Source organism: Herbidospora galbida, from assembly GCF_005233835.1.
Lineage (GTDB): Bacteria > Actinomycetota > Actinomycetes > Streptosporangiales > Streptosporangiaceae > Herbidospora > Herbidospora galbida.
In genome coordinates this window covers 48,318-65,646 of sequence record NZ_SZQA01000032.1, presented here as the reverse complement: position 1 = coordinate 65,646, position 17,329 = coordinate 48,318, and the positions used below count along the sequence as shown (strand labels likewise).

The following is a 17,329-nucleotide window of genomic DNA, read 5'->3' as shown; positions in this document are numbered from 1 at the left end:
GCCTACGGCAGAGCGCACATCACGGCGTCGCGCCAGTCGTACTCCGCCCAGTTGTAGTCAGCGGAGTGGCCGCCGGTGATCTCGGCCAGCTCGCTCTCGTCGAGCGGGCGGGCGGAGGAGGCGAAATCGCTCATGTGAACCCCTTGAGTGAGGAGAACCTGTCACGTCCCACGCTGCCTGAGCGATCTTGCAACCGTCTTGAGGATCACTGCGGTCTCGGGGCGAGCGGGAGCCGGGCGCCGGCGATGGCGTAGAGCTCCGAGCCGCCCGGGAAGGCGAAGGCGGTCATCAGGTCGTAGAAGCCGAGGCTCGCGTAGAGGTGACGGGCCGCCGTCGGGGCGTCGTGGGTCGACAGGACGGCCGTGCGTTCCGGCCGCCCTTCGCACATCGCGTGGATCATGCGGCGGCCGATGCCCTTGCTCTGGTGGTCGGGGTGGACGTGGATCTCGGCCAGTTCCAGCGCGTCGCCGAACCAGTCGTCGGCCACCAGCGGCCCCGCGCGTTCGTAGAGGGCCCGTTTGACCACGTCGTGCCACCACTGGCCGTGGGCGCCGTGGAAGCCGTAGGCGAACCCGGCGATCTCGCCGGTCGCCGTCGTGGCCAGCACTCCGGTGAACCGCGGGTAGGTGGTGTGGTTGCGCATTATGGCCAGCCGCCCCGACAGCTGGTCGGGCGGGGGGCGCATGGCGGCGGTGTAGATGCCCAGGACCGTGCGCAGTTCCGAGGTGAAGCTCTCGGGCCCCACCCGGCGCATCTCGATCATCCCCTGCACCCTAGCCGATCACGCCACGTCGGCGGGCGTACCCCCGGTCAGGGCGACGAGCTCGTCGAACGTCGTCGGGAAGACCGTGTGGGGGTGGCCCGCGGCGGCCCAGACGACCGGGTGCTTGCCGAGCCAGGTGTCGATGAGGGTGCGCACCGGCGCCGGATGCCCGATGGGCGCCACCCCGCCGATGGGGTGCCCGGTGTGCTCGCGGACGAACTCGGGGCTGGCCCGGCGTACCTTCGCCACTCCGATCAGCGAGGCCACCAGGCCGGTGTCGACCCGGTGGGCGCCGCTCGTCAGCACCAGCAGCGGGGCGCCGTCGGCGTCGAACACGAGGCTGTTGGCGATCGCGCCGACCTCGCACCCGACCTGGGCGGCGGCTGTCGCGGCGGTGGGCGCCGCGTCCTCCAGGAGGACGATCTCTCCCGTAGCCCCATGGGCCCGGAGGATTCCGGCGATATGGACAGCGCTCGGCGGCAACTTTTCTGGCACGCGCCAACTCTAAACAGATCGGATGGGACATGGCGGGTTGATAACGACACCATGCCTCCCACTTGGACCAATCGACCCTTGGGTTATGGTCCATTGACCCGAGCTTGTGCACATTTGGAGGGGTTGGTAGCAATGGGGGTTCGGCAGCATCTCGCTGTCGCCGCCGCTGTGGTCACGGCGGGGGCCGTGCTGGCGATGTCACCGCCGGCCATGGCGGCGCCGGCGGCCGTGGCGCAGACCGTACAGACGGCTTCTGCCTGGGTCTCGCCCGGCAAGACGCTGAAGTTCGGCGCGAAGGGCAGCGTCGTCAAGGTCCTGCAGACGCGGCTGAGGGAACTGGGCTACCTGCCCGGGAAGATCGACGGCCGCTACGGCGGCTCCACGCAGTCGGCCGTCTGGGCCTTCCAGAAGGTCAACGGCATCAAGCCGACCAGCACCATCGCGTCGAAGACCTGGCGCGCCCTGGAGAGCCCCAAGCTCCCGAAGGTGCTGGTCCCGAACGGCAAGCCAACCCGCGCCGAGGTCAACCTGACGACCCAGATCCTGGTCCTGTACGTGAAGGGCCGGATCAAGCTGATCTCGCACATCTCCAGCGGCAGCGGCGTCCCCTACGTGGAGTACGCGACGTGGAACGGCACCCGCCAGAGGTTCTCCGGCGACGCCCGCACCCCGACGGGGAACTTCAAGACGACCTGGCGGCGTGACGGCTGGCACAAGTCCTACCTGGGCCAGCTCTACAACCCGATCTTCTTCAACGGCGGTATCGCCTTCCACGGCGCGCTGTCGGTCCCGCTCTACCCGGCCTCCCACGGCTGCGTGCGCCTCCCCATGCACGTGGCGGAGGTCCTCCCCGGCCTCCTCGGCAAGGGGGTGCCGGTCCACGTCCGCGGCAGGTTCCAGCGCTGACACCACCCGGTTCTCCGAAAAGGCTCCGCCGCCGGCGGGGCCTTTTCCTTATGTCGAACGGGCTTTCGAAGTTTCTTGACTTTGATATTGATCGAAACTATGTTCGATGAAGGTGGGAGCGGGACTCGCGGCTCGCTCTCACCGCGTGGGTCCGGGCGCCGGCCATCGGCGGAAGGGCGGGAGTCGCGGCCCCACAGCTTCGGGCCGGACGGGGAGAGGGGAAGCTCCTCGTCCGGCCGCCCGATCCGGCGGAAATGTCGGTGGGGTCTGCGACTGTTGACCCTGACCGGCGACGAGACCGCCGGTGGCCACTCGTTTAGGAGGCCGAACCACCATGACCGGACCGCAGCAGAACGGCCACGGGGCCGCCCCGACCGGGCCCGCCAGCGGGCCCAAGGTGTCGCGGACCGTCCTCGCGCATCTCACCGACGCACGCGCCTGCCTCGCCGACGCGGCACAGGCGGGCAACCCGGCCGACCGGTACATCCACGCCCACCTCGCCGCCCTCCGTTCGGCCGCGGCCATCCTCGCCGCCCGGCCCCAGCCGATCGACGGCCGTCGCCGCCGTCTGCGGAGCGCGTGGGAGCTCCTTCCCGAGGTCCAGCCCGAGCTGTCCCAGTGGGCCGCCTACTTCGCCGTCAGCGCCAAGAAGCGCGCCGCGGCCGAGGCCGGGCTGGTCCACCTGGTGAGCGTCCACGACGCCGAGGAGCTCGTCGCCGAGGCGACGGCGTTCGTGACCATCATCGAGTCCACCCTCGGCGTGACCACCCAGGAGACCCTGCCCATGGCGGGGTAGCGGAGGCGTCCGGATGCGTTTCCCCGCCGCATCCGGGCGCACACCCGTCCACCCCGTGATCTGGTCGGTTACCACTCCATACCTGAGGTAAGGTTCGGTAACCGAACAGTTACAGCGGGGGTGCCGTCATGTCCCATCAGGCCGAGGCCCAGCGCGTCATGCGTTCCATGGGGCGGCTGTGCCTCGAACACGACCCCGAGGTCTTCCGTTCCGTCCTCGACCGGGTCGGCGACAAGTGGAGCCTCATCCTGATCGGGCTGCTCGACACCGGCTCCATGCGCTTCACCGAGCTGCTGCACACCACGCCCGGCATCTCCCGCCGGATGCTCACCCTGACGCTGCGCAACCTCGAACGCGACGGCATCGTCAAGCGCACGATCTATCCCGAGATACCGCCCCGGGTCGAATACGAGGTCACCCCCTTCGGGCACACCCTCACCGCCCCGGTCATCGGCCTGGCCCAGTGGGCCGCCGACAACCAGGACACGATCGTCGCCAACCGCCGCGCGTTCGACGAGTCCCGGGCCGGCGACGAGCTCGGATAGCCGTGGTCGGTCCACTCGGTGTGACCCGGTTTAGTTGAAGTGACCGGTTACCGACGTGTACTCAGTACTCATCAGTTACTGAGCAGGTGGCGAGCCTGATCGCTCGCCGCCGCACGCGAGAGGACCTCTCCCATGACGCGCATCGGCATCATCATCGGCAGCACCCGGCCCGGCCGCAACGGCGAGCAGGTCGCCCGGTGGGTGTACGACCACGCCTCGCAGCGCACCGACGCCACCTTCGAGATCATCGACCTGCTCGACTACCCGCTCCCGCACTTCGACGAGCCCATCTCGCCGCTCATGGGGCAGTACAAGAACGACCACACCAAGGAGTGGGCCGCGAAGATCGCCTCCTACGACGGCTTCGTCATGGTGACGCCCGAGTACAACCACTCGACCTCGGGGGTCCTCAAGAACGCCATCGACTACCTGTTCGCCGAGTGGAACAACAAGGCGTTCGGCGTCGTCTCCTACGGGGGCGTGGGCGGGGCGCGGGCGGCCGAGCACCTGCGGCTGATCGGCGGGGAGCTCAAGCTCGCCGACGTGCGCACCAACGTGGCGCTGTCGATGTTCACCGACTTCGTCGACTTCTCCAAGCTGAACGCCAGCGACTACCAGGTCGCGACCCTCACCACCATGCTCGACGAGGTCGTCGCCTGGAGCCGGGCGCTGGCGCCCCTCCGCCAGGCCGGCTAGTGGGTCGCCGAGCGGGTGAGGAACACCACCGGGCAGGGGGCGGCCCGGAGGATCTTCAGCGACAGGTCGCCGACGAACACGCGGCGCAGGGGGCCGGCCGAGCTCGAACCGCAGAGCAGCAGCTCGCCCGGGATCCAGTCGGTCTCCGCCAGCGCCCTGGCGGCGTCCGGGCCGGCCACTACCTCGGTGGTGACGCCCCGGGGGAGGGCGGCGGTGCGGCGGGGGCTGCGGACCGCCGCGCGGAGGTCGTGTTCGTACCGGGCGTGGACCTGCTCCATCACGTCCTCCGGCACGCGGGGAGTGCCGCGCTCCTTCAGCAGGACCGTGATCAGGCGTAGCGGGACCTGCAGCTTCCCGGCCGCCCGGATCGCCAGCAGCAGCGCGTCTTCGCAGGCGGGGGACTTGTGATAGGCGAAGGTGATCCGGGTCAGGGTGGCCGGCGGGTCGGTCGCGTAGCCCTTCGGGGCGATGCCCACGGGGGTGCGGCTGCTGTGCAGGAGCTGGTCGGCGGTGCCGCCGACGGCGATGCGGTCGCGGGGGCCGTGCGGGGCCGAGCCGATGACGATCAGGTCGCCGTTCTCCTGGGCGGCCAGCCGGATCAGGCCCAGGCCCGCACTGCGGTGGACGGTGGAGGCCGCCTCGGCGTCGTCGAGGCCGGCCTCCTGCGCGGCCTTCTCGGCCAGGCTCAGGGCCGCCGACTGCTGCGCCCGCAGATAGGCCCGCCACGCGGCGTCGACCCTCCCTGGGCCGGGCGTCTCCCACACCGCCGGGCGCACGTTCGCCACGGTCACGTGCGCGCTCAGCGCCCGCGCGATGACGCCCGACAGGGCCAGGGCGTCGTCGCCCCCGCCGTCGGGGGCGAACCCGGTCACGATGTTCACGCCGGCTCAGATCCCGTCGCGCAGCAGAGGGCAGCTCATGCAGCGCGGGCCGCCCCGCCCCCGGCCCAGCTCGCTGCCCCTGATCGTGATGACCTCGATCCCGCTGGCCCGCAGGAAGTTGTTCGTGGTCGTGTTGCGCTCGTAGCCGATGACGACGCCGGGTTCGACGGCCAGCACGTTGCAGCCGTCGTCCCACTGCTCGCGCTCGGCGGCGTGCACGTCCTGGGTCGGGGTCAGCACCCGGATGTCGTCGAGGCCGAGGGCGCGGGCGATCGCGCGGTGCATCTCCTCCGGCGCGTGGTCGGTGACCTTCAGCTCCTTGTCGTTGTCACCGGGTTCGATCGTGTAGGACGGCAGCATCCCCAGCCCCGCGTACTTGGTGAACACCCCGACGTCGACGTTGGTCATCACGGTGTCGAGGTGCATGAACGCGCGGGCCTGCGGCAGGCGCAGCGCCACGATCACCGAGGCCGAACCGGCCGTGAACAGGTTCTTGGCGAGCATCTCGATCGCCTGCGGCTGGGTGCGCTCGCTCATCCCGACCAGCACGGCGCCCCGTCCGATCACCAGGACGTCGCCGCCCTCGATGGTGGCCGGGGCCATGGACGTGCCGGGATACCAGACGCCGAACCGCTCGCCGGCGAACATCGGGTGGAAGCGGTAGACGGCCTCCATGTTGACCGTCTCGCGGCGCCGGGCCCGTTTGCGCATCGCGTTGACCGAGACGCCGTCGTACACCCAGCACGAGGTGTCGCGCGTGTAGAGGTGGTTGGGCAGCGGCGGCAGGACGAAGTCGTCGGGGTCGAGGGAGTGGAAGAACAGCGACTTGGGCTCGCAGCCGAGGTCGAGGGTCTCCCGCTTGGTCAGCCCGCCGGTCAGGTGGGAGGCGAGGTCGGCGGCCGGCAGGGAGTCGAGGGTGTTGCGGATCGCGTCGGCCGCCATCGGGCCGAAGAAGCGCTCCTCGACGCTGCCGTCGAGGATGTGCTTGCGGGCCTCGGGGATCTCGGCCGTCTCGCGGAGCAGGTCGTGCAGCAGGGTGACCCGCACGCCCCGCTCGCGCAGGACCCGTTGGAACTCCTCGTGCTCCTCGACGGCCCGCGCCACCCACAGCACGTCGTCGAAGAGCAGATCGGCCATGTTGGTGGGGGTGAGCCGCTTCAGCGCCAGGTCGGGGGCGTGCAGCAGCACGTGGTGCAGGCGCCCGACCTCGGAGGCGACGGTGAACGTCATGCTCGGCGACCTGCCCGTCACCGAATGTGGTCAAACGCTAGTTGATAGCCATAAAGGGCATCAAAAACGCGGTAATCAGCACGATTCCGGCCACGGCCATGGCGGGGCGCCCGGTCATGAAGGCGGGGAGGATGGGGACCTCCCGGTCGGGGGAGGAGCCGTGTTCGGCGAGGTCCTGGGCGAGCTGGGGGTCGCTCCGGCGGAACTGCCGCGCGATCTCGTCGAGAGCGCGCCGCTCGGCCCGGGACAGCCTCATGTGATCTTCCTCCACTTGGGGAAACCGTGAAGGAAGTTTTAGCGCTATTTGTCCGAAATGACCAGCGCGATCACCCCGGCTCGCGGAAGGGGTGATCGCGGGATCAGAACGACTCGACGGCGCGGCGGGCCTCGGCGTCGAGGACGCCCCAGGCGATGAACTCCTCGGTCAGCTCGGCCGGGGACCGGTCGTATATGACGGCCAGCGACCGCAGGTCCTCCTGGCGGATGCTCAGCACCTTGCCGTTGTAGTCACCGCGCTGCGACTGGATGGTCTGCGCGTAGCGGGCAAGCGGACCGGCCTTGTCCTTCGGCAACTGGCCAAGGCGCTCAAGGTCGATCACGAGCTTCGGCGTGGGCAGCAGCGGGGAGGGCGCGGTGCCCCCGGGAAGCAGCTCGGACACCGGCACCCCGTAGAAATCGGCCAGTTCGGCAAGCTTCTGTACGGTCACCGCACGGTCGCCACGCTCGTAGGAGCCCACCACGACGGCCTTCCACCGGCCGCGGGACTTCTCCTCCACCCCGTGCAGCGACAAGCCCTGCTGTGTTCGGATCGCGCGCAGCCGCGCGCCAAGCGACTTGGCGTAGTCAGACGGCATCGTTTGGGCCCCCGGCTTTCTATGTCTGTTCTTACTTGATTGTGTGCCCACGTCCCGTATGCCCGGTTCACCGGGTGCGGCACCTGGGGGCAGGTACCAACGGTGACCGTTGCGTCGGGTTTTACCCAGGAAGGTCGAGAGTTGTGGTTACGGACAGTGACGGTAAAGCCGTCACAGTCAAAGGTCAAGTCGATTGGGAAAAGATGGCGAAACCGTGCTCTCGGCGAGAACCGAGCATCCTTCGGATTTCGGGCGCTCCGTGCCGCTCGGCCTCCTACCTGCCATGGGACCCGTCCCCGCTGGCAGCGGCAGGGGGCCTGGTAGGGTTTCGGTGGCCAGACACCCTTTTAAGACCCGTCCCGTGAGGCGGGAAAGGCGGTGAACTTTCCCATGACGCATGCCCAAAATCAGGTAGCCAGGGCAGTGCTCGAAGGGCCGGACATCCACCGGGCCCTCACCCGGATAGCCCACGAGATCCTCGAACGGACCCGCGGCGCCTCCGACGTCGTCCTTCTCGGCATCCCCACCCGCGGCGCCACCCTCGCCCATCGCCTGGCCGAGCGCGTGGCCCAGTTCGAGGGTGTGAAGGTTCCGGTCGGCTCGATCGACATCACGATGTACCGCGACGACCTCCGGCTCGGCCCGGCCCGCCCCCTCGGGAAGACCGACGTCCCGGCCGGCGGCATCGACGGCAAGACCGTGGTCCTGGTCGACGACGTGCTCTTCTCCGGCCGTACGGTCCGGGCCGCGCTCGACGCCCTGGGCGACATCGGCCGCCCGAAGGCGGTCCAGCTCGCCACCCTGGTCGACCGGGGCCACCGCGAGCTGCCCATCCGGGCCGACTACGTCGGCAAGAACCTGCCGACCGCCAAGAGCGAGAAGGTCAAGGTCCTGCTCTCCGAGATCGACGGCCGCGACGCCGTCGAGCTGCTCAAGAACGAGCCTGAGGGGGCGGGCAAGTGAAGCACCTGATCTCCGCCGGAGACCTCTCCCGCGACGAGGCCCTGCTCATCCTCGACACCGCCGAGGAACTGGCCCGCGTCTCCGGGCGCTCCATCAAGAAGCTGCCGACCCTGCGCGGCCGGACCGTGGTGAACCTGTTCTTCGAAGACAGCACCCGCACCCGGATCTCCTTCGAGGCCGCCGCCAAGCGCCTGTCGGCCGACGTCATCAACTTCTCGGCCAAGGGGTCGAGCGTCTCCAAGGGCGAGTCGCTCAAGGACACCGCGCTGACCCTGGAGGCCATGGGCGCCGACGCCGTGGTCATCCGCCACGGCGCCTCCGGCGCCCCCCACCGGCTCGCCAACTGGGTGCGCGGCAGCGTGCTGAACGCCGGTGACGGCACCCACGAGCACCCCACCCAGGCGCTCCTCGACGCCTTCTCGATGCGGCAGCGCCTGGGCCGCCTGGAGGGCCTCAAGGTCGCCATCGTGGGCGACATCCTGCACAGCCGGGTGGCCCGGTCGAACGTGCTGCTGCTGTCGACCCTGGGCGCCGAGGTGACCCTGGTCGCGCCGCCCACGCTGCTGCCGGTCTCGGTGGAGCGCTGGCCGTGCCAGGTGTCCTACGACCTCGACGCCGTCCTGCCCAAGGCCGACGTCGTGATGATGCTGCGCGTGCAGCTCGAACGCATGAACGCGGCCTACTTCCCCAGCGCCCGCGAGTACAGCCGCCGCTACGGCCTCGACCGCGACCGCTTCGCCAAGCTCCACGACGACGCGATCGTGATGCACCCCGGGCCGATGAACCGCGGCATGGAGATCTCCGCCGAGGTGGCCGACTCCCCCCGCTCGACCATCGTCGAACAGGTCGGCAACGGGGTGACCGTGCGGATGGCCGCGCTCTACCTGCTCATCGGAGGCGAGAACCAGTGATCGTGATCAGGAACGCCCGCATCCTGGGCGGCGAGCCGCGCGACATCCTCATCGCGAACGGGCTGATCTCCGAGATCGGCGCCGGGCTCGGCGGCGACACCGTCATCGAGGCCGACGGGCTCATCGCCCTGCCAGGGCTCGTCGACCTGCACACCCACCTGCGCGAGCCCGGCCGCGAAGACGCCGAGACCGTCGAGACCGGCACCCGCGCCGCCGCCATCGGCGGGTTCACCGCCGTCCACGCGATGGCCAACACCTCACCCGTCGCCGACACGGCCGGCGTGGTCGAGCAGGTCTGGCGGCGCGGCCAGGAGGCCGGCCACTGCGACGTCCACCCCGTCGGGGCGGTGACGAGCGGGCTGGAGGGCAAGCACCTGGCCGAGCTCGGCGCGATGGCCGACTCCCAGGCCCGCGTACGGGTGTTCTCCGACGACGGCAAGTGCGTCAGCGACGCCGTGCTGATGCGGCGGGCGCTGGAATACGTGAAGGCCTTCGACGGCGTCGTGGCCCAGCACGCCCAGGAGCCGCGCCTGACCGAGGGCGCGCAGCTCAACGAGGGCGAGGTCTCGGGGCGGCTCGGGCTCACCGGATGGCCGGCGGTCGCCGAGGAGGCGATCATCGCGCGTGACTGCCTGCTGGCCGCCCACGTCGGGTCGCGGCTGCACGTCTGCCACGTGTCGACCGCCGGTTCCGTCGAGATCATCCGGTGGGCCAAGTCCAAGGGCTGGAACGTGACCGCCGAGGTCACCCCCCATCACCTGCTGCTGACCGACTCCTGCGCCGAGGCGTCGCCGGTGGGGCCGTACAACCCGATCTACAAGGTCAACCCGCCGCTGCGCACCCACGACGACGTCACCGCCCTGCGCGAGGCCCTCGCCGACGGCACGATCGACTGCGTCGCGACCGACCACGCGCCCCACCCGGTCGAAGACAAGGAGACCGAGTGGGCCGCGGCGGCCATGGGCATGATCGGCCTGGAGACGGCGCTCAGCGTCGTCCAGGAGGCCATGGTCGAGACCGGCCTGCTCGACTGGGCCGGCGTCGCCGACCGCATGTCGACCCGCCCCGCGCGCATCGGCCGCCTGTCGGGCCAGGGCCTGCCCCTGGAGGTGGGCTCGCCCGCGAACATCACCCTGTACGACCCGGCCGTCCGCACCCCGGTCGACCCGACGGCGATGGTGTCCCGCAGCCGCAACACGCCCTACGAGGGCCTCACCCTGCCCGGCCGCGTCGTCGCGACCTTCCTGCGGGGCCGCCCCACTGTTCTGGATGGGAAGCTGGTATGACCGCGCTCTTGGTTCTGGAAGACGGCCGCGTCTTCGAGGGGGCGCCCTACGGCGCCGTCGGGGAGACGTACGGGGAGATGGTCTTCAACACCGGCATGACCGGTTACCAGGAGACCCTCACCGACCCCTCCTATCACCGTCAGATCGTCGCGATGACCGCGCCGCACATCGGCAACACCGGCGTCAACGACGAAGACCCCGAGTCGGGCCGCGTCTGGGTCGCCGGGTACGTCGTCCGCGAGCCCGCCCGCGTCCACTCCAACTGGCGCGCGAACCGGTCGCTCGACGACTACCTGCGCGAGCAGGGCGTGGTCGGGATCGCCATGCGGGGCACCCGTGCCCTCACCCGCCACCTGCGCGAGCGGGGAGCGATGCGGGCCGGGATCTTCTCGGGCGGCGCGCTGCCCCCCGTACCGGAACTGGTCGAGAAGGTGCGGCGCAGCCCCGAGATGACCGGAGCCGACCTCGCGGCCGAGGTCGCGACGACCGAGGCCTACGTGGTCCCGGCGATCGGCGAGAAGAGGTTCACCGTCGCCGCCGTCGACCTCGGCATCAAGGGCATGACGCCGCACCGCATGGCCGAGCGCGGCTGCGAGGTGCACGTGCTGCCCGCCACGGTGACGGCCGAGGCCCTCCTCGCGCTCGACCCCGACGGCGTCTTCTTCTCCAACGGCCCCGGCGACCCCGCCGCCGCCGACCACGCGGTGGAGACCCTGCGAAAGGTCCTGGACGCCGGGAAGCCGTTCTTCGGCATCTGCTTCGGCAACCAGATCCTCGGCCGCGCGCTGGGGCTCGGGACCTACAAGCTCCGCTACGGCCACCGCGGCGTCAACCAGCCCGTCCAGGACCGCCGGACCGGCAAGGTCGAGATCAGCGCCCACAACCACGGCTTCGCCGTCGACGCCCCCCTCGACGGCCCCTTCGACACCCCCTACGGGCGGGCCGAAGTGAGCCACGTCAACCTGAACGACGACTGCGTCGAGGGCCTGCGCCTGCTCGACCGGCCCGTGTTCAGCGTGCAGTACCACCCCGAGGCGGCCGCCGGACCCCACGACGCGGCCTACCTGTTCGACGAGTTCTGTGAGGTCATGGGTGCCTAAGCGGACGGATATCCAGTCGATCATGGTGATCGGCTCCGGGCCGATCGTGATCGGGCAGGCCTGCGAGTTCGACTACTCGGGCACCCAGGCCTGCCGCGTGCTGCGCGCCGAGGGCTTCCGGGTGATCCTGGTCAACTCCAACCCGGCCACGATCATGACCGATCCGGAGTTCGCCGACGCCACGTACGTCGAGCCGATCACCCCGGACATCATCGAGAAGATCATCGCCAAGGAGCGCCCCGACGCGCTGCTGCCGACCCTGGGCGGCCAGACCGCCCTGAACGCCGCCGTCGCCCTGCACGAGAGCGGCGTGCTGGAGCGCTACGAGGTCGAGCTCATCGGGGCCAACTTCGACGCCATCCAGGCCGGCGAGAACCGCGAGAAGTTCAAGGAGATCGTCGCCAAGGTCGCGGCCGAGCGCGGCCTGAACGCCGAGTCGGCCCGCAGCGTCATCTGCCACACCATGGACGAGTGCCTCGCGGGCGCCGAGGTCCTGGGCTACCCCGTCGTGGTCCGGCCGTCGTTCACCATGGGCGGCGCCGGCTCCGGCTTCGCCCACGACGAGGCCGACCTGCGCCGCATCGCCGGGGCCGGGCTCGACGCCTCGCCCACCACCGAGGTCCTCCTGGAGGAGTCGATCCTCGGCTGGAAGGAGTTCGAGCTGGAGGTGATGCGCGACCGGGCCGACAACGTCGTCATCGTCTGCTCCATCGAGAACATCGACCCGATGGGCGTGCACACCGGCGACTCGGTCACCGTCGCGCCCGCGATGACGCTGACCGACCGCGAATACCAGAACATGCGCGACGTCGCCATCGCGGTCATCCGCGAGGTCGGCGTCGACACCGGCGGCTGCAACATCCAGTTCGCCGTCGACCCGGCCACCGGCCGCATGATCGTCATCGAGATGAACCCGCGCGTGTCCCGGTCGTCGGCGCTGGCGTCCAAGGCCACCGGCTTCCCGATCGCCAAGATCGCCGCGAAGCTGGCCGTCGGCTACACGCTCGACGAGGTGCCCAACGACATCACCAAGGAGACCCCGGCCTCGTTCGAGCCCTCGCTCGACTACGTGGTCGTCAAGGTCCCGAGGTTCGCGTTCGAGAAGTTCGCCGGGGCCGACCAGACCCTCACGACCCACATGAAGTCGGTCGGCGAGGCGATGGCCATCGGCCGCTCCTTCCCCGAGGCGCTGCAGAAGGCGCTGCGGTCCCTGGAGAAGAAGGGCTCGCAGTTCTCCTGGACGGGGCCCGTCGCCCCCAAGGAGTCGCTGCTCGCCCAGATGCGCGTCCCGCACGACGGCCGCCTGCGCACCATCCAGCAGGCCATCCGCGCCGGGGCCACCCTGGAGGAGCTCTTCGACGCCACCAAGATCGACCCGTGGTTCCTCGACCAGCTGTTCCTCATCCACGAGGTGGCGACGGAGATCCGGGAGTTCGACGGGCCGACGCTCAAGAACGCCAAGGAGCACGGCTTCTCCGACGTCCAGATCGGCGAGATCCTCGGGCTGGAGGAGTCGCGGGTCCGGGACCTGCGGCACGCCCTCGGGCTGCGGCCGGTCTACAACACGGTCGACACCTGCGCGGCCGAGTTCGCGGCCAAGACCCCCTACCTCTACTCGACCTACGACGAGGAGACCGAGGTCCCCACGGGCGACCGGCCCAAGGTGATCATCCTCGGCAGCGGGCCGAACCGCATCGGGCAGGGCATCGAGTTCGACTACGCGTGCGTGCACGCCTCCTTCGAGCTGGCCGCGGCCGGGTTCGAGACCGTCATGGTCAACTGCAACCCCGAGACCGTCTCGACCGACTACGACACCTCCGACCGGCTCTACTTCGAGCCGCTCACGCTGGAGGACGTGCTGGAGGTCGTGCACGCCGAGCAGGCCACCGGCCCCGTCGCGGGCGTCATCGTGCAGCTCGGCGGCCAGACCCCGCTGGGCCTGGCCCAGGCGCTCAAGGACGCCGGGGTGCCGGTCGTCGGCACGCCCCCCGAGAGCATCCACCTCGCCGAGGAGCGCGGCGCGTTCGGCCGGGTCCTCGCCGAGGCGGGCCTGCCCGCCCCCCGCCACGGCACCGCCCTTTCCGTGGACGAGGCCCGCACCATCGCCGAGGAGATCGGCTACCCCGTCCTCGTGCGGCCCAGCTACGTCCTGGGCGGCGCCGGGATGGCCATCGTGTACGACGACGACACGCTCACGACGTACATGGGCAAGGCCGCGACCGACCACCCGGTGCTCATCGACAAGTTCCTCGACGACGCCATCGAGATCGACGTCGACGCCCTGTACGACGGCGAGGAGCTCTACCTCGGCGGCGTCATGGAGCACATCGAGGAGGCCGGCATCCACTCCGGCGACTCGGCCTGCGCGCTGCCCCCGATCACCCTCGGGAGCTTCGACATCAAGCGCATCCGCACCGCCACCGAGGCCATCGCCAAGGGGGTGGGCGTGCGCGGCCTGCTGAACGTCCAGTACGCCATGGCGGCCAACGTCCTGTACGTCCTGGAGGCCAACCCCAGGGCCAGCCGGACCATCCCGTTCGTGTCCAAGGCCACCGCGGTGCCGCTGGCCAAGGCGGCGGCCCGGGTGATGATGGGCGCCACCATCGCCGGGCTGCGCGAAGAGGGCATGCTGCCCGCCACCGGCGACGGCGGCACCCTGCCGATGGACTCGCCGATCGCGGTCAAGGAGGCGGTCCTGCCGTTCGACCGGTTCCGCGGCGTCGACATCGTCCTCGGCCCCGAGATGCGCTCGACCGGCGAGGTCATGGGCGTCGACGCCGGGTTCGGCTCGGCCTACGCCAAGTCGCAGCAGGCGGCCTACGGAGGCCTGCCCACCAAGGGCAGGGCGTTCGTGTCGGTGGCCAACAAGGACAAGCGGGCGATGATCTTCCCCGTCAAGGCGCTGGCCGAGCTCGGCTTCGAGATCCTGGCGACGGAGGGTACGGCCGAGGTGCTGCGCCGTAACGGCGTCCATGCCAAGATCGTGCGAAAGCAGAGCGACGGTCCGGGCGCCGACGGCGAGCCGACGATCGTGCGGCGCATCCTCGACGGGGAGGTGGACCTCATCGTGAACACGCCCTTCGGCAGCCCTGGCCAGTCGGGGCCGCGGCTCGACGGCTACGAGATCCGCACCGCCGCCGTGCTGCGCGGAATCGCGTGCATCACGACGGTCCAGGGGCTGGCCGCCGCAGTGCAGGGCATCCAGCACATCGTCCGCGGCGACGTGGGCGTGCGGTCGCTGCAGGAGCACGCTCAGCGCCTCAGGGGCTGACAAGGGAGTACGACGTGGCCGGGAGCCCGGTGCAGGTGACGGGGACGGTGCTGACCATGCGCCGGGTCGACGCCTACCACGCGTTGACCGTCGTCGCGCCGGGCATCGCCGACCGCTTCCGGCCCGGCCACTTCGTCACCGTCGCCGTGGGCGGGCCGCGCACCTCCACCCTCACCCGCCGGGCCTTCGCCGTCCACGACGTGAAGCCCGACTACGGCGGCACCGTCGAGCTGGTCTTCACCGTGCGCGGCGCGGGCACCGCCTGGCTGGCCGATCGGCGGGCCCGTGATCCCCTGGATCTCATCGGCCCGCTCGGGCGGCCCTTCCCGCTCCCGCGCGACCCGGCCTCCTGCCTGCTGGTCGGCTCCGAATACGGTGCCGCCGGCCTGTTCGCCCTGGCCGACGCGCTGCAGCAGCGCAACTGCCGGGTCGACTTCGTGCTGGGGGCGGCCTCCTCCGACCGCGTCTTCGGCGCCCTGCGCGCCCGCCGCATGGCCGAGACGGCGACCCTCACGACCCGCGACGGCTCCCTGGGGGTGCGTGGGTCGGTGGTCGACGTCCTGCCCGGAGTGATCGCCGACACGCACGCCGACGTCGTCTACGCCTGCGGGCCGATGGCCACGCTGGGCGGCGTGACCGCCGTGTGCGCCGAGTTCGGCATCCCGGTGCAGGTGAGCGTCGAGGAGCTGATGGCGTGCGGCATCGGGCTCTGCATGACCTGTACCGTTCCCGTGATCGGCGACGACGGCGTCACCCGCATGACCAGGGCGTGCGTCGACGGGCCGGTCTTCCGGGGCGAGCGGGTGCGCTTCGACGACGTCGGCACGATCCCCTTCGACGCCCACGGGGCGCCGGGAGGCGACCGTGCCCGCTGACATGCGCACCTACCTGGCGCACGTCGAGCTGCCCAACCCGATCCTGACCGCCTCGGGCTGCGCCGGGACCGGCCGCGAGCTGGCCCCCTTCGCCGACGTGACCCGTCTGGGGGCCCTGACGACCCGTACGATCACGATGGCCGCCCGGGCGGGTCGTCCCACCCCCCGCATGGCAGAGACGCCCTCAGGGCTTCTCAACGCCGTCGGGCTCCAGGGGCCGGGGGTCGACGTCTTCCTGGCCCGTGAGCTGCCCTGGCTGGCCGAGCGCGGCGCCCGGACCGTCGTGTCGATCGGCGGCGGCAGCGTCGCCGAGTTCTCGGCGCTGGCCCGCAAGCTCACCGACGCCCCCGGCGTGACCGCGCTGGAGGTCAACCTGTCGTGCCCCAACGTCGAAGACCGGGGCCGCGTCTTCGGCCGCGACCCGTCGGCCGCCGGCGAGGTCGTCTCGGCGGTCCGCACCGCCGCCCGCTACGACCTGCCCGTGATCGCCAAGCTCACGCCCGACGTGGCCGACGTCGTGGCCATCGCCAAGGCGTGCGTCGACGGCGGCGCCGAGGCCCTCTCGATGATCAACAACCCGGTCGGCATGGCCATCGACGTCGACCGCATGCGCCCGGCCCTGGCCGCCGGCACCGGCGGGCTGTCGGGCCCCGCGATCCGGCCGCTGGCCGTCAAGTGCGTCTGGCAGGTGCACGCCGCCCTCCCCGGCACCCCCGTCATCGGCATGGGCGGCGTCACGAGCGGGCGCGACGCCCTTGAGCTGGTCCTGGCCGGAGCCTGCGCGGTCGCGGTGGGTACGGTCCTGTTCCACGACCCCTACGCCGGTCACCGCGTGCTCAGAGAGCTGGAGGAACTCCTCCAGGAGCGCGGGTTCGACCGGCTCGCCGACGCGGTGGGTCTGGCCCACCGGCCGTCCCACCGCACCGACCGTGAGGAGAGTTCCCTGTGACGCCCGCACCCATCGCCGTCGCCCTGGACGCGCCCGACCTGGAGACCGCGGCCCGCTGGGCGAGCCTGGTGACCCCCCACGTCTCGACCGTCAAGGTCGGCCTGGAGCTCTACCTCCGCTACGGGCCCGACGTGATCGCCTCCGTCCGGGGCGCCAGCGGCGTGCAGGTCTTCCTCGACCTCAAGCTGCACGACATCCCCAACACCGTCGCCGGGGCCACCAAGGCCGTCGCCCGGCTCAAGCCCGCCTTCCTGACCGTCCACGCGGGCGGCGGGGCCGCCATGATCCGCGCGGCCGTCGAGGCGGCCCCTCAGACGCGCATCGCGGCCGTCACGGTGCTCACCTCGCTCTCGGAGACCGACCTGGCCGTCATCGGCCTCCAGGGGCCGCCTCAGGACGCCGTACGCCGCCTCGCCGCCCTCGCCGTGGGCGCGGGGGCCCAGGCGCTCGTGTGCTCGCCCATGGAGGTCGCGGCCGTCCGGGCCGAGGTGGGGGAGGGCATCACCCTCATCACCCCCGGGGTGCGCCCGGCGGGCGCCGCTTCACAGGACCAGGCGCGCGTCGCGACCCCCGAGAGAGCGCTTGCCGACGGCGCCGACCTCCTCGTGATCGGGCGTCCGATCACCGGTTCGGCCGACCCCGGCGCGAGCGCCGCGGCCATCGCCGCGGCACTGAGGCGCACATCACTGTCCCGCCCCTGATGAGGCCGTTTTCATCGACGGACAGTTAAATTGCGATTACTGGGCGTAGTTTATTTGGATTTCTTTGCTAGAAACAGGTCTTGACGTTGCCGGAAGGGGCAAGGACC

General features: G+C 70.8%; 19 protein-coding genes. 12 read left to right on the top strand and 7 right to left on the bottom strand.

Translation table 11 applies throughout. The features are described from left to right. Nucleotides 1-2 precede the first annotated feature (2 nt). The 3 genes from FDA94_RS41205 to FDA94_RS28245 form a co-directional block, all read right to left on the bottom strand. Entirely contained in the window at nucleotides 3-134 is a 132-nt protein-coding gene (locus FDA94_RS41205; protein ID WP_269750654.1) for a hypothetical protein, read from the bottom strand. Nucleotides 135-205: 71 nt separating this feature from the next. Further along, nucleotides 206-763, bottom strand: coding sequence for a GNAT family N-acetyltransferase (locus tag FDA94_RS28250; RefSeq protein ID WP_137250107.1), 558 nt, complete (start codon nucleotides 761-763; stop codon nucleotides 206-208). 18 nt (nucleotides 764-781) lie between these two features. After that, nucleotides 782-1,258 (bottom strand): YbaK/EbsC family protein, encoded by a 477-nt coding sequence (locus tag FDA94_RS28245; protein WP_137250106.1) that lies wholly within the window; start codon nucleotides 1,256-1,258, stop codon nucleotides 782-784. A 132-nt stretch (nucleotides 1,259-1,390) separates the two neighbouring features. Here FDA94_RS28245 and FDA94_RS28240 point away from each other — a divergent pair, with 132 nt between their 5' ends. The 4 genes from FDA94_RS28240 to FDA94_RS28225 all read left to right on the top strand — a co-directional run bounded on the left by FDA94_RS28240 (nucleotide 1,391) and on the right by FDA94_RS28225 (nucleotide 4,201). Further along, nucleotides 1,391-2,164, top strand: coding sequence for a L,D-transpeptidase family protein (locus FDA94_RS28240; RefSeq protein WP_137250105.1), 774 nt, complete (start codon nucleotides 1,391-1,393; stop codon nucleotides 2,162-2,164). A 334-nt stretch (nucleotides 2,165-2,498) separates the two neighbouring features. Then, nucleotides 2,499-2,960 carry an SAV_6107 family HEPN domain-containing protein gene (locus FDA94_RS28235; protein WP_137250104.1) on the top strand — a complete coding sequence of 154 codons (462 nt, stop codon included), beginning with the start codon at nucleotides 2,499-2,501 and terminating at the stop codon, nucleotides 2,958-2,960. Nucleotides 2,961-3,088: 128 nt separating this feature from the next. Continuing rightward, nucleotides 3,089-3,505, top strand: a complete 417-nt coding sequence (locus FDA94_RS28230; RefSeq protein WP_246060204.1) for a winged helix-turn-helix transcriptional regulator — start codon at nucleotides 3,089-3,091, stop codon at nucleotides 3,503-3,505. A 132-nt stretch (nucleotides 3,506-3,637) separates the two neighbouring features. After that, the gene (locus FDA94_RS28225; protein ID WP_137250103.1) at nucleotides 3,638-4,201 is read left to right on the top strand and encodes an NADPH-dependent FMN reductase; all 564 of its coding nucleotides are present in this window, start codon (nucleotides 3,638-3,640) and stop codon (nucleotides 4,199-4,201) included. On the opposite strand, the gene FDA94_RS28220 is transcribed toward FDA94_RS28225, so the two are convergent. From FDA94_RS28220 to bldD, 4 genes are all read right to left on the bottom strand, one after another. After that, entirely contained in the window at nucleotides 4,198-5,082 is an 885-nt protein-coding gene (locus FDA94_RS28220) for a universal stress protein (protein ID WP_137250102.1), read from the bottom strand. The genes FDA94_RS28225 and FDA94_RS28220 overlap by 4 nt on opposite strands. Nucleotides 5,083-5,088: 6 nt before the next feature. Next, on the bottom strand, nucleotides 5,089-6,312 hold the full coding sequence (locus FDA94_RS28215) for an arginine deiminase (RefSeq protein ID WP_137250101.1): 1,224 nt from the start codon (nucleotides 6,310-6,312) through the stop codon (nucleotides 5,089-5,091). 37 nt (nucleotides 6,313-6,349) lie between these two features. After that, complete coding sequence (locus FDA94_RS28210) at nucleotides 6,350-6,568, bottom strand: DUF3040 domain-containing protein (protein ID WP_137250100.1); 219 nt, start codon at nucleotides 6,566-6,568, stop codon at nucleotides 6,350-6,352. Nucleotides 6,569-6,671: 103 nt separating this feature from the next. Then, nucleotides 6,672-7,166 (bottom strand): transcriptional regulator BldD, encoded by a 495-nt coding sequence (bldD, locus tag FDA94_RS28205; RefSeq protein ID WP_030450384.1) that lies wholly within the window; start codon nucleotides 7,164-7,166, stop codon nucleotides 6,672-6,674. A 390-nt stretch (nucleotides 7,167-7,556) separates the two neighbouring features. On the opposite strand from bldD, the gene pyrR reads away from it, so the two are divergent. Genes pyrR through pyrF form a run of 8 tightly spaced genes read left to right on the top strand, consistent with a single transcriptional unit; the run spans nucleotide 7,557 to nucleotide 17,222 of the window. Further along, nucleotides 7,557-8,129, top strand: coding sequence for a bifunctional pyr operon transcriptional regulator/uracil phosphoribosyltransferase PyrR (gene pyrR, locus FDA94_RS28200; RefSeq protein ID WP_137250099.1), 573 nt, complete (start codon nucleotides 7,557-7,559; stop codon nucleotides 8,127-8,129). Further along, complete coding sequence (locus FDA94_RS28195) at nucleotides 8,126-9,040, top strand: aspartate carbamoyltransferase catalytic subunit (protein WP_137250098.1); 915 nt, start codon at nucleotides 8,126-8,128, stop codon at nucleotides 9,038-9,040. Before pyrR ends, FDA94_RS28195 begins: the two co-directional genes overlap by 4 nt. Next, entirely contained in the window at nucleotides 9,037-10,326 is a 1,290-nt protein-coding gene (locus tag FDA94_RS28190; RefSeq protein ID WP_137250097.1) for a dihydroorotase, read from the top strand. Before FDA94_RS28195 ends, FDA94_RS28190 begins: the two co-directional genes overlap by 4 nt. Next, a complete protein-coding gene (gene carA / locus FDA94_RS28185) occupies nucleotides 10,323-11,426 on the top strand; it encodes a glutamine-hydrolyzing carbamoyl-phosphate synthase small subunit (RefSeq protein ID WP_137250096.1) in 1,104 nt (367 codons plus the stop codon). The genes FDA94_RS28190 and carA overlap by 4 nt, the downstream gene beginning before the upstream one ends. Next, entirely contained in the window at nucleotides 11,419-14,697 is a 3,279-nt protein-coding gene (gene carB / locus FDA94_RS28180) for a carbamoyl-phosphate synthase large subunit (protein WP_137250095.1), read from the top strand. The genes carA and carB overlap by 8 nt, the downstream gene beginning before the upstream one ends. A gap of 56 nt (nucleotides 14,698-14,753) precedes the next feature. After that, nucleotides 14,754-15,572 carry a dihydroorotate dehydrogenase electron transfer subunit gene (locus FDA94_RS28175; protein ID WP_062443493.1) on the top strand — a complete coding sequence of 273 codons (819 nt, stop codon included), beginning with the start codon at nucleotides 14,754-14,756 and terminating at the stop codon, nucleotides 15,570-15,572. Continuing rightward, nucleotides 15,562-16,521 carry a dihydroorotate dehydrogenase gene (locus tag FDA94_RS28170; protein WP_212735547.1) on the top strand — a complete coding sequence of 320 codons (960 nt, stop codon included), beginning with the start codon at nucleotides 15,562-15,564 and terminating at the stop codon, nucleotides 16,519-16,521. The genes FDA94_RS28175 and FDA94_RS28170 overlap by 11 nt, the downstream gene beginning before the upstream one ends. Next, the gene (pyrF, locus tag FDA94_RS28165) at nucleotides 16,518-17,222 is read left to right on the top strand and encodes an orotidine-5'-phosphate decarboxylase (RefSeq protein WP_137250094.1); all 705 of its coding nucleotides are present in this window, start codon (nucleotides 16,518-16,520) and stop codon (nucleotides 17,220-17,222) included. The genes FDA94_RS28170 and pyrF overlap by 4 nt, the downstream gene beginning before the upstream one ends. The last annotated feature ends 107 nt before the right edge of the window (nucleotides 17,223-17,329 follow it).

Excerpts from the sequence above, each read along its gene's own strand:
- FDA94_RS28235 (WP_137250104.1), top strand. The coding sequence starts at position 2,499 with ATGACCGGACCGCAGCAGAACGGCCACGGGGCCGCCCCGACCGGGCCC.
- FDA94_RS28230 (WP_246060204.1), top strand. The coding sequence starts at position 3,089 with ATGTCCCATCAGGCCGAGGCCCAGCGCGTCATGCGTTCCATGGGGCGG.
- carA (WP_137250096.1), top strand. The coding sequence starts at position 10,323 with ATGACCGCGCTCTTGGTTCTGGAAGACGGCCGCGTCTTCGAGGGGGCG.
- FDA94_RS28240 (WP_137250105.1), top strand. The coding sequence starts at position 1,391 with ATGGGGGTTCGGCAGCATCTCGCTGTCGCCGCCGCTGTGGTCACGGCG.
- FDA94_RS28250 (WP_137250107.1), bottom strand. The coding sequence starts at position 763 with ATGATCGAGATGCGCCGGGTGGGGCCCGAGAGCTTCACCTCGGAACTG.
- FDA94_RS28175 (WP_062443493.1), top strand. The coding sequence starts at position 14,754 with ATGCGCCGGGTCGACGCCTACCACGCGTTGACCGTCGTCGCGCCGGGC.
- FDA94_RS41205 (WP_269750654.1), bottom strand. The coding sequence starts at position 134 with ATGAGCGATTTCGCCTCCTCCGCCCGCCCGCTCGACGAGAGCGAGCTG.
- pyrR (WP_137250099.1), top strand. The coding sequence starts at position 7,557 with ATGACGCATGCCCAAAATCAGGTAGCCAGGGCAGTGCTCGAAGGGCCG.
- FDA94_RS28225 (WP_137250103.1), top strand. The coding sequence starts at position 3,638 with ATGACGCGCATCGGCATCATCATCGGCAGCACCCGGCCCGGCCGCAAC.
- bldD (WP_030450384.1), bottom strand. The coding sequence starts at position 7,166 with ATGCCGTCTGACTACGCCAAGTCGCTTGGCGCGCGGCTGCGCGCGATC.
- FDA94_RS28215 (WP_137250101.1), bottom strand. The coding sequence starts at position 6,312 with ATGACGTTCACCGTCGCCTCCGAGGTCGGGCGCCTGCACCACGTGCTG.
- FDA94_RS28210 (WP_137250100.1), bottom strand. The coding sequence starts at position 6,568 with ATGAGGCTGTCCCGGGCCGAGCGGCGCGCTCTCGACGAGATCGCGCGG.